This is a genomic window from Bernardetia sp. MNP-M8 (assembly GCF_037126285.1).
In the GTDB taxonomy this organism is placed as follows: Bacteria; Bacteroidota; Bacteroidia; order Cytophagales; family Bernardetiaceae; genus Bernardetia.
Window position 1 is genome coordinate 297,542 of sequence record NZ_CP147012.1, and the last position, 11,465, is coordinate 309,006.

Annotated in this window: 9 protein-coding genes; 5 read left to right on the plus strand and 4 right to left on the minus strand. The window is 30.4% G+C overall.

Annotation, left to right across the window (positions count from 1 at the left end; translation table 11 throughout):
• Window positions 1-18: 18 nt before the first annotated feature.
• From V9L04_RS01270 to V9L04_RS01280, 3 genes are read right to left on the minus strand one after another with little or no spacing between them, the layout of a single operon-like run.
• Window positions 19-3,219, minus strand: a complete 3,201-nt coding sequence (locus V9L04_RS01270; protein WP_338792248.1) for an efflux RND transporter permease subunit — start codon at window positions 3,217-3,219, stop codon at window positions 19-21.
• A 29-nt stretch (window positions 3,220-3,248) separates the two neighbouring features.
• A complete protein-coding gene (locus V9L04_RS01275; RefSeq protein ID WP_338792249.1) occupies window positions 3,249-6,506 on the minus strand; it encodes an efflux RND transporter permease subunit in 3,258 nt (1,085 codons plus the stop codon).
• Window positions 6,507-6,559: 53 nt separating this feature from the next.
• Window positions 6,560-7,741 carry an efflux RND transporter periplasmic adaptor subunit gene (locus V9L04_RS01280; RefSeq protein ID WP_338792250.1) on the minus strand — a complete coding sequence of 394 codons (1,182 nt, stop codon included), beginning with the start codon at window positions 7,739-7,741 and terminating at the stop codon, window positions 6,560-6,562.
• 261 nt (window positions 7,742-8,002) lie between these two features.
• Here V9L04_RS01280 and V9L04_RS01285 point away from each other — a divergent pair, with 261 nt between their 5' ends.
• The 3 genes from V9L04_RS01285 to V9L04_RS01295 all read left to right on the plus strand — a co-directional run bounded on the left by V9L04_RS01285 (window position 8,003) and on the right by V9L04_RS01295 (window position 9,977).
• Window positions 8,003-8,221 (plus strand): hypothetical protein, encoded by a 219-nt coding sequence (locus V9L04_RS01285; RefSeq protein WP_338792251.1) that lies wholly within the window; start codon window positions 8,003-8,005, stop codon window positions 8,219-8,221.
• A gap of 92 nt (window positions 8,222-8,313) precedes the next feature.
• On the plus strand, window positions 8,314-9,519 hold the full coding sequence (locus V9L04_RS01290) for a DUF4221 family protein (RefSeq protein ID WP_338792252.1): 1,206 nt from the start codon (window positions 8,314-8,316) through the stop codon (window positions 9,517-9,519).
• A gap of 2 nt (window positions 9,520-9,521) precedes the next feature.
• Window positions 9,522-9,977, plus strand: coding sequence for a hypothetical protein (locus tag V9L04_RS01295; protein ID WP_338792253.1), 456 nt, complete (start codon window positions 9,522-9,524; stop codon window positions 9,975-9,977).
• A gap of 70 nt (window positions 9,978-10,047) precedes the next feature.
• Here V9L04_RS01295 and V9L04_RS01300 read toward each other — a convergent pair whose 3' ends face one another.
• Entirely contained in the window at window positions 10,048-10,515 is a 468-nt protein-coding gene (locus V9L04_RS01300) for a peptidylprolyl isomerase (RefSeq protein ID WP_338792254.1), read from the minus strand.
• Between the two features lie 210 nt (window positions 10,516-10,725).
• Between V9L04_RS01300 and V9L04_RS01305 the strand changes: the two genes are divergently transcribed.
• A complete protein-coding gene (locus tag V9L04_RS01305; protein ID WP_338792255.1) occupies window positions 10,726-11,013 on the plus strand; it encodes a hypothetical protein in 288 nt (95 codons plus the stop codon).
• 32 nt (window positions 11,014-11,045) lie between these two features.
• Complete coding sequence (locus V9L04_RS01310; RefSeq protein ID WP_338792256.1) at window positions 11,046-11,378, plus strand: tRNA-binding protein; 333 nt, start codon at window positions 11,046-11,048, stop codon at window positions 11,376-11,378.
• The last annotated feature ends 87 nt before the right edge of the window (window positions 11,379-11,465 follow it).

The following is an 11,465-nucleotide window of genomic DNA, read 5'->3' on the forward strand; positions in this document are numbered from 1 at the left end:
TTTGACAAAAGCAATCATCTATCTAAACCTTTTATTTTCTTCTTTTTCTATAAAAAAAATAGGTAATACAAAAAACACACAGAAGAGGGAGAAAATAAGTCCTCCAGTTGTTCCTGCTGCAAGAGAAAACCAAAATATTTCACTTTGTCCTTCCCATAAAAAAGGAGTTAGACCCAAAAAAGTAGAAATCACAGTCAATAAAATAGGAACTACTTTTTTGAAAGTCGCTTTATAAAATGCGTTTCGATTATTTTTCTGTTTTTTAAGGAAATTATAATCATTGATAATAAAAATAGACGCATTTACACAAAGCCCACCCACCAACACAAAAGAAGCATAACCACCTTGGTCAAAATAAATTTGAAACTCTCCGAAAGTGATGAATATTCCAATAAAAGAAAGAGGTACAACACATAAAATCAAAAATGCTTGACGAAGACTTTCAAATAAAATGCTACAAATGAAGAAAATCAAAAGCATCAAAATGCCTAAAAGTCCATACTGTTTTTGTGCTTTTTCAGAAGAATAAAAATTATTCTCAAGCTGTTTGAAACTGTAACCTAAGGGCAAAGTGGGTTTAAATTCTTCTAAGGTTTTTTCTAAATGAGTTTGTCCAAAATGCTCACTTCCAAAATAATCATAACCCACAATTCGTAAATACTGCCTGTTTTTTTTATAAATGGAATTAGCCGAAACTTGCGTTTTGAGAGTAGAAAAGGTAGAAAAAGGAATCTGTGTATTTTTTGAATCACTATTATTTTCTAAATTTCCATTTTTTAAGTCATACAATGAAAAATCATTTGCTTTATCATCTTCAATTTTGGTAGGAATCAGTCCATTTTGATAAAGCAAATACATTTCTGAATACGCAGAAGGAGTTTTTTGTTCTAAAAAACTAATCAGAGTAGAAATACTTTGATTTTGATAAGCTAGTTGATTGAGGCTAGGATTTAAGAAAATTACTTTATCTGTTTTTTCAAAGTAAGAGTGTCTCTCATTAATATTTACTTCTTGAATGCGTTTGTGAGTAAGTAATTTTTGCGCTAATTTGTCAGCTTCTTGTTCTAATTGCAGATAATTATAGCCTTTTAATTGTACTCTAAAAGAAGTCAGTTTTGTTTGGTCAGGAGTTGAAAAACCTTGATGTCCTACTCCATAAATATTCCATTTTACACCGTCCAAATCAATCGAACGAGCAATAAGTTTGTTTTTTAATTGAATGGGATAATTACTCTTTTCCTGTTTTTTAGAAAAAGAAATAATGAGTCGCCCCTGCCTTGTATAAACCTGCGTTACAAATTTTTCTACATTTTTATTTGCATTCTTTTCATATTTTAAAAAATCTTCTATTGTCTTTAATGCTTCATTCATTTGTAAAATAGTAGTTCCTTCTGGCATTTTGGCTTCGACATAAAGCTGGACTTGTTCGGCTTCTCTATATGAAAATTTCTCATACGCATAACGCACAAAAAGTCGTAACATTCCACCCAAATAAGCATCAGAATGAGGTCTAATTTCTTCTTGATAGAGTTTTGAACCAATGGTTTGGTTATACAAATTACCATAAAAAGTAATCTCATCTTGTTTCTCATCAATTTTTGGAGGAAGAAGAAAAATAGGAGTTCCAAAAAGAAGAATTAGAGCAAAAATAACGGTTTTTTTGAATCGTTGTAAAAATTCAATACTAAAAATGTAACCTTTAAAAAAGTAAAATGTAATTCGCTTTTTTGTGAAATTTCTTTTATTTTTATTAAAAGAAACAAGAGGAAAAGAATTTGATTTAAACAAAAGTAAATACAAAGAAGGCGTAAACCAAAGGGCAATAGGCAGAGAAACAAAAATCGTTAGAGCAACAATAGAAGCAAAATCTAACAGATTTTTTTGGTCTTCTTTGGGTAAGAAAAAAACAAGTAAAAGAGCTGAAATAGTAGTCAGAGAAGCTGCAAAGAGAGCTAAAAACAAATTATTTGTTTTAGAATTGGTTTGATTTTTAGAAGTATGATGCAATTCATTGAGCATCACAATAGCATTGTCCAAAATAAGTCCGAAAGAAATAGCAATTCCAGCCAGAGAATACAAATGAATATTTATCTTCAAAAAATAAGCAAATAAAGCAGTAATCAAAACATTGACAACCAAACTAGAAAGCAAAACAAACAAATACTTTATATTTCGCTCCAATAAAAGCACAAAAAAACAGAGTATTAAAACAGACAAAAAAGCTCGTTTGTAGGTCTTATCCAATTCTTTTTCTAAATATTCCGTTTCGTCATATTCTTTAAAAATTTGATATTCTTTTGGCAAATTTAGACTTTCTAATTTTGATTTTATTTCATTGACTACCTTTATTTTATTCGATTCCGAACGCACAAAAAACGAAAGTGTAATTGCATCTTGTCCATTAATTCTATAAAAAGAAGTTGGAATATCTTCTACAAAATCAAAAGTCGCAACATCAGCAAAACGAATAAGAGGTTTTTGAGATAAAATAAGATTATTTAAATAAGAAACAGAAAAAGAAGGTGGAACTTGTACCCAAAAATTAGTGAAATTGTTTGTAGAAGAATAAAAACCTAAATAACTAGTTTCTATAAGCGTTTGTAATTTTTGTTTTAATCTTTGTTCATTAAGATTATAGGTATTTAGTTTGTCTTGATTATATTTTATTTTCAAGATTTGATTGGAAGGTGTTTTTATTTCTACTTCTTCAATTTCTGAAATAGACGAAAAATAAGGCTTTATTGTGCTTTCCAGCTTGCTTTTGATTTCGAAAGCTGAAAAAGGAGCATTGATAGAATAAGTGAGAGAAGGGATTTTTTCTTGTTTGTTTTGTCCGTCCGAAACCTCAACTAAAGGATAAGAAAGCGAAGAAATAAGAGTTGGATAAACCTGCCGAATGAGCATCGAAACCTCAAATTTTTTGAGTTGTAAATCAGTTTCTTTATCAAATTTGAGCGTAATTTGTCCTTGATTGTAATTTGAAACTGAATTAATTTCTTTGAGATGGGTAATACTAGAAAGTGCATTTTCAAGCGGTGCAGTCGCTTGATTCTCAAGTATTTCTGGAGAAGCATTAGACAAAGAAAAACGAACTGTCAATGAATGGAGTTTGGGAGAAGGATTTAATTCTACTTTCAAAAAAGGAATAACAAAAATGCCTAAAAGTGCGAACACTAAAAAGCAAAGTACAATCCGAAATGGAGATAAAAAATTATTCATTTTTCATTTTAAACCTATAAGGTTTCGATTTAGTTTCGATACTTAGCAATTTCAAAATACGCCATTGGAATAAAAAAAAGTGCCGTAATTGTTCCAACTGAAAGACCTCCCACAACTACCCAAACTAATGGTTTTTGGAGGTCTGCACCTAATCCTTCTGAAAATAAAATAGGCAAAACTGCCAAAATAGTAGTAATTGAAGTCATTAAAATAGGCTTCAGACGCAATTTTCCTGCTTCATGAACAGCATCGTATAAAGACATTTCTTTTTTAAGTCTATTTATCGTATCAATTTTCAGAATTGCATCATTTACCATTATTCCCAACATCACAATAATTCCGATAGCAGCCATGGTATTAAGCGACGTTTGAGAAAAAATAAGTAACAAAAGTGAACCACTAATTCCCAAAGGAAGGGTAAGCAAGACTAATAAAGGCTGCCAAAATGATTCGAATTGAGCTACCAAAATAAAATACAAAAGTCCTATCGAAATACTCAAAATAAAGATAAATTGAATTAGACTTTCTTTATTACTAAAATATGTTCCTTTCCAGCTTGTTTGAAGGTTTGGAAAAGAAACCAGCATTTCATTTCTAATTTCTTGTTGCTTATTTTGTTTGTCGTTTAATGTTATATGTTCTATTTTTCCCCAAAAAATGCTTTGATAAATTCCTAATTCATCGGCTGTAAGAGTATTGTAAGAATTAGATTTTTTGAAATCAATGAACAAACGCAATGGGATTTGAGTATTATTTTGAAAAGAATTCAAACTACTATTTTGACTAAAATTTGATGCCATAGTATTTACCTTCAAACTACTTTCATTGATTATTTCTTCTACCGTTTTGTTTGTTTTTTTGAAACGAATAGGAATAATTTGTCCAAAAGAAACAAGGTCTGTAACTGCAAGTTCGCCTAGTTCGTATTTTAGTTTTTCTAAAATATCCTGTTGTGAAAATCCATACAAAGCTGCCTTTTCTGTATTTATTTCAAGTAAAACAAGGGTTTCTCTACTTGTTCCTTTTCCTTTTTGTGCTGTATTATTGGTTTCAAGATTTATTTGATTAAAAATTGAATCAAAAATAGCATATTCTAAAATTTGATTTTGTGTAGTAGTTCGTAATCGCAACTCTATACTTGGTTCTTCTGAAACAAAAAGTTGTGAAAACGCATCTGGAGCAGCCAGAAATTCAAAAGTTGTTGCTGGATAAGTTTTAGAAATCCATTTTGAAATTTGATTTTGAGAAATTTCTTTTTGCTTTTGACTTTCAAAGAATAAATATAAATTAGCTTGTATTTGTGTAGAATTATCGTTTTTAAGAAAATACTTTTTTTGCCCAATATCTGATTCTGAAAAGGTAATTTGATTTGAAAAATTTTCTAATAATTGTTTACAACGGATTTTATTTTCAGTTGCATCAATAGGTTCATTCCAATCTATCAAAAGTGAACAATCTGTTTTATTGATTTTCGGTGCACCTTCAATTTCTAATTGATAAAATAAAAAGATAGGCAAAATAATCAGAAAGACAGAAAAAGAGAGAAATAGTTGCTTGTTTTTTTCTAAAAATAGAAATGTTTTTTGATAGAATGAAAGTAAGAAATTATAAATTTTGGTTTCTTTATTTTTTTCAACCGTTAACGAGGCTAAAGCCGTCGTTGAGGTCTTCTCAAAATCCTCAACGACGGTTGGAAACCTCGTTGACGGTTCAATTTTACTTTTGTTTAGAATTAAATAAAAATGAGGAAGCATCAAAAAAGCTACAATCAAAGAAGTAAACAAAACTGCCCCTGCTGAAACGGCTTGGTCATAAAAAAGCGCACCTGAAAGACCATTCAAAAAAATCAAAGGAACAAAAACGGAGAGCGTAGTCAAAACAGAACTTACAAGAGGAGCAATCACTTCCTGAACTCCCAAAACAACAGCTTCTTTCATCTCAAAACCTCTGTTTCTAAACTGTTCAATATTTTCCAAAACAATAATACTATTATCGATAAGCATTCCCAAACCCAAAGCCATTCCACTAAGCGAAATTACATTTATCGAAACATCAAAAACATAAAACAAACCAAATCCATAAATAAGCGAAACAGGCAAACTCACGCCGATAATCAAAGGAACACGCCAGTTTCCCATAAAAATAAAAAGAACAAAAAAAACACAAATTCCACCAATGAATAAACTACCTTTCAAATTATCGATAGCTAGATTTAATAAAACTGTTTGATTTTGAGTAGTGATAAATTCTAATTCTGGAAAATTTTGTTTCAAATCTTCTAGTGTTTGGTCTATTTTGGGAGTGAGTTCTTGTATTTGTGCTTGAGATTGTTTGTGTAATGTTAGGACAAAAGCCTCTTTTTGATTGAATAAATGAAATCCTTGTGGCGTAGGTTCTTCTACTTCAATTTTGGCAACTTCTTTTAATAAAATAATTGTTCCTCTTGGCTGATTATTGATAGAAGAATAAAATGAATTAGTCTGATTGGAGAAATTAGAGGTTTGGTTTGAGTTTATATTCAATCGAATTGGCAAATTTTCAATATCGCTTTTATCTTCCAAAATAGTGGCTACTTTTACAAAATAACGATACTGTCCTTCTTTCACCGAAACAGAAGAAAGTGTTTGGTTTGCCGACTTGATACTCGTAATTAAATCAATTTCAGAAAGTCCTAAAGCGTGTAATTTTTTTAGATTAGGAGAAATACTAATTTGTTTTTCTTTGAGTCCATTTGCATCAACTAGCGAAATGCCTTCTATGGCTTCTAATTGTTTTTTGATTACTTTTTCTACTAATTCGGAAGTAGCTAATAAATTATTTTGATTTTCTTGGTTCTTGGGTACAACCTGCAAATGCAAAATAGGAATATCGGCAGTACTGATTTTTATAATCCTTGGGCGTGGCAATTCCTTTGGCAGCGAACCCAAAAGCCTATCTAATTTTTCATTGGCATCAATATAAGCGAGTGTCATATCTGTACCAAATTCAAAATACAAACGAACTTGACCTATTTGGCTTCTGGCTTCACTTTCTGTTCTTTTTAAGCCATTCAATGTAAGCATATTTTCCCGAACAGGACGCAAAATTGTTTGTTCGATTTCTTCGGGCGAATGTCCACGATAATCAAGTTGAATAATTAATTCGGGAACATCCAAACTAGGCAAAAGCGAAACTGGAAGATTCGAAAAACCAACTAAAGACAACACCAAAATACCCAACATAGCCATCAAGACACCTACAGGACGGCTAAATAAAAAATGTAAGAAAGGGTTTTGGTTTTTGTTCATGATTTTTAACTGTCAACGAGGCTAAAGCCGTCGTTGAGGATTCTAGTAAGACCTCAACGACGGTTAGAAACCTCGTTGACGGTTGATATTAATTCCACTTCTGCATCATGCGAAAGTTGAAGGTTATTAGAAATAATGATTTGTTGTCCTTCTTTCAATCCTTCCAAAATTTCGATTTGCTTTCCGTTTTCTTTTCCTGTCTTTACAAAATTCCAAAAAGCACGTCCATCTTTATAACTAAAAACAACCTCCTTTTCAGAACGTAAAACAATGGCTTCTTTCGGCACGACAAGTTTTTTCTGTTGTGGAATATGCAAAGCTACCGTTACATTCATATTAAGGAGTAGATTTTGAGAAACTTCTTTGGTAGAAGGCAATGCAAAACGAAGTTTGACTAATCCTTCATTTTCTACTTGTGGATTGATGTCTATTAAATAACTTTCATAACTGATAGAATTTGCACGCGAAGTAATAGGCGAAATAGTAGCTTTATTCGGTTTATTTTTAGTGTCTTTTTGTGCTGACAAAATCAAAACTTCACTTTCAGGTACAAAGGCTTCCACCTCCAAATTTCCAGAACTATACAAGACACAAATAGGCGAACTAGCCGAAATAAAAGTACCTTTACTTACAAAAAGATTAGCTACTTTTCCCGAAAAAGGAGCTTTTAAAAGAGAGTTTTCTAAGCTTTGTGTTGCTTCTGCTTCTTGTATTTCGGAAAGAGCAAGCCCACTACGAGTTCTTAATATTTGCTTTAATGTATCAGAAATAGAATTTTTATCTCCCCATTCTCCACCAAAATCAATAAATAATTTACGATATTCATCATTTTTAATGGCTTTTTCTTCTTTGGCTCGTCGCAATCTCAAAACAGCTTCTATGTTTTCTAGACTTGCTATGATTTGCCCTTGACGCACATAATCGCCATTTTGGATATACACTTTTTCTATTTTTCCATTTGCCAAAAAACCTATTTCTGCCTGCTGCTGAGCTACTACTTTTCCATTGGTATAGATAATATAATCTAAATTTTGCTTTTTTATTTTTTGAATCTCTACTTTAGTAGGTTTGATTTTATAGCTAGAATTTTTCTTTGTGCTGTTTTGTATGCCGTTTTCTAGATCTTTTTCTGAATCAGAAATAGCCTTAGAACTACAAGAAGCACAAATTAAAGATACTATAAACCAAATACTTACATATAAATTTTTTTTATTTATTAGAATAGTCCAATACATATAAAATTCTATTTTTGATAACTCTATGCGTTTTATTTAAAGTGTAAAGTTACCATTTTTAGCATAAAAAAAATAAATTTTATATAAAAAAAAAAGCTTTATTTTACTAAACCCTAAACAAAAGTTAAAATATATTAAATATATAACATGTATTGTATTTTACAAAAAAAAAAAAAATACCTTTGAACTGTCTTAAAAATAAGACAAAATTTATTTTTTTTATCATTTACCCTTTAAATTTTTAGGAATATGAAAAAGTTTTTGTTAGGTTTAACCTTAGTTTTTAGTATATCTGTTGGTGGTGTTTCAGTAGCACAAACAAAATTGGAAGTATACGATCCAGCAGATGATGGAGGAAATGCAAGTCCATGTGAAATGTGTATCAGTCAAGGTGGAGGATGTAGTGAAGTTGACGTAGATAGACTAGATTGTAGTGGGCCATATTATCAACATTTTTGTTGTAAAGGTGGTGGTAATTAATCTTATTAAGATTCTTATAATAAACATAAAATGCAAGCAACTTATTTTTGTTCTTGCATTTTATCTTCTTTATCATATTTCCATATATCAGAATGAAAAAGTGTAACTTTGTATTATTAGTTTTATTTATTTTTATCGTTTCATGCTCTCAAAATACAGAAAATTCTGTAAAGAGTAATGTATCAAAAGTCAATAACTTCGATGAAAAATCATTGGATGATATACTAACACTTCCGATAACTTTTTCAGACAAAGAATATACATTAGAAAAAGTAAAAGAGATTAACATTCCCATTGATTCAGTTAGTCAAAATTGGAGCAAGTATCCTGTTTATTATGATGCAGATACAACTCAGTATTATATACAAGGAAATGAAGCTATTCACTCCATTGATTTTTATGATTTAGATAGAAAAACTCTATACAAAAGAATAAAATTAGAAAAAACAGGTACAGAAGCAATACACTCTGTAACTAAGTTTTTTATCAAAAATATTGATTCTATTTATATTTTTGAGACAGGACATGGAAAAATCAACTTAGTAGATAATGAAGGTCACATATTAGCTCATTATTCTTTGCCACAAAAATATATGTTCAATGTATCTACCTCAATGACTTCCAATTTTTCTATATATGGAGATAAAGCATATTTTACATCTGATATGTTTTCAGGACTTCATATTTCAGAGGTAACAGAAAAGTTAATAAAGGGCAAAAAAATGGTTGCTGTATTTGACCTAAATACAGAACAACTTGACTTTACAGAACCACAAATCCCCATATATTTAGCTTCAGAAAAACTTCCTATTTCTCTTTTTGGTTGTAGTTCGCATTTCTCTAATGAAATATTTTTACAACAGACTAATTTTACTGGAATTATTTACCATAGCAAAAATAAGAAAGACTATCAACAAACTCTACTTCATAGGAAAGGATTTTTAAATGAAGAAGCAAAGAAATCAAGAAGAGGAGATAATGGAATTGTATATGATAACCATTTCTTGATTCTTGCTGATAAAAAAAGCAACCTATTCTACTCTGTGATTTTAGAAGGCATAGAAGAAAAAGATTTAGATGGCAAACCAAATAGCTATAATGACAGACCTATTACAATAGTCATAGCAGATGAAAACTTCCATCATGCAGGAGAAATAACACTTCCAAAAGATACGCATTTTAGAAATGTAATGGCAACTAGAGATGGTTTATTGGTTTCTAATGCCAATCCAAAGAACCCAAATAATGATGAGGGAGCTTTGTCTTTTACTTTGTATAAACCTAAAAAAATAAAGTAAAGATGAGTAAAGTAATCGTTTTGATATTTTTGGTTTTTGCTTTAGTAAGCTGTTCTAAAAATTATACAAAAGACAAAGAACTTTTAGATAGCTTTTCAAAAGAGTTTGTAGAGGGTAAGAACTATATTCTTATTATTCCAGTAGAAGGCTGCTCTGGTTGTCGGAATAAATCATTAAACTTTATGAAACGAAATATCGGACACAAAACAATTGGTTTTGTCCTGACAACCAAAAGAAGCATAAAGGATATTCGTTTGATGCTGATGAGCAAAGAAATAGACTTAGCAGATAAGAAATTTGAATCTCTGGTCTTAGATACAGAAAGTAAAGCCTATCAAACTGGAATAATGGATAAGTTTCCTGTTTTGTATCGATTAGAAAACAAAGAAATACAAGAAAAACATATTTTATCAGCTTCTTACGTAGATGAAAGTCTAAATGATTTAGGTTTGAGGTAAAAATAAAAAAAGCTATTTCTATCATTAAAATAGAAATAGCATTTTTATTTATTTTGAAATGGATTTGCTATTAGTCAGCAAGCGTTCCACCTTCTACTGTTGATGGATTGATTCCAACAAGTTCTAATTCAAAAACTAAAGTTTTTCCAGCCATTGGGTGATTTGCATCCAAAACAACACCTTCTTCATTTGCTTCAATAACTACAACAGGAATTTGCTCACCATTTTGTCCTTGAAGAGCAAGCTGATCACCTGCTTTTGGATTCATTTCTGGTGGCAATTTATCTTTAGGAAAAGAAACAATATTTTCTGGATTTGACTCTCCATACGCTTCAGTTGGTGCTAAAGTAATTGTTTTTGATTCGCTAAGTGTCATTCCTTCTACTGCAGCATCAAAACCTTTTATCATTTGTCCTGCTCCTACTTGAAATTCGATTGGCTCTTTTCTCTCTCTTGAAGAATCAAAAACATTTCCGTCTTCGAATTTACCTACATAATGTACCTGTACTAAATCGCCTTTTTTTGCGCTGTTTGACATGCTCTAAAATTAATTTGATTATAAAAAAAATAGCTTCTCTATTCTTGTAGGATAATTTTTTTAATAAATTATGCTCTAAAAAATAAAAAAGACTGTTTTGTAATTTTATGCAAGGTACGATTTTTTAATCTAAAAATAAATTTGCTGTTTAAAAAGCCTTCAATAATTGTATATTTTTGTATAAATTTGTCTTAAATCATTGAAAAGTATATGAAAAACTATTTTATCTATATCATTTCCTTTTGGTTATTTCTCTTGGTGGGAATAACTTTACTAGTTTCTTATAAATTTATAAGAAAAGATGAAGCTGCAACTTATTATGCTAACCAAAGGCAAATTTCAAAATCTTTTTTATTGACTGATTTTTGTTTTTCAACAGAATCACGTCACGTTCGTCATCTTTCTATGCCTGAATGGATTGCTCCTTTTCAAGATTTCCCTGCCTATCACGAACATTTTCCGTCTTCATCTTTTTTTAAGCCTCTAATTACTGAATAATTTTAAAATTTCTAACCTTTATAATATAATAAATGCTCTCTTATTCAGACTTCGAAAAAGTAGAAATGCGTATCGGAACAATTTTGGAAGCTAAAGTTTTCGAAAAAGCACGCAAACCAGCCTATCAATTACAAATTGATTTTGGAGATTTTGGAATCAAAAAATCAAGCGCACAAATCACAGAAAAATATCCAAATCCAGAAGTTTTGGTAGGAAAACAAATCATTGCAGTTACTAATTTCCCACCCAAACAAATAGCTAATTTTATGTCCGAATGTTTGGTTTTGGGAGTCATTGGAGATGAAAATGGTGTAACTCTTCTTACAACTGATAAACCTGTTGAGAATGGTCTTTTGATTAGTTAAATCAAGTTGTGTATAACAGACTTCCTAGTCTGTTGTGAAAGTAAAACAATTTTTAATTGACTAAAAAATCTTTTATTCAGACTAGGA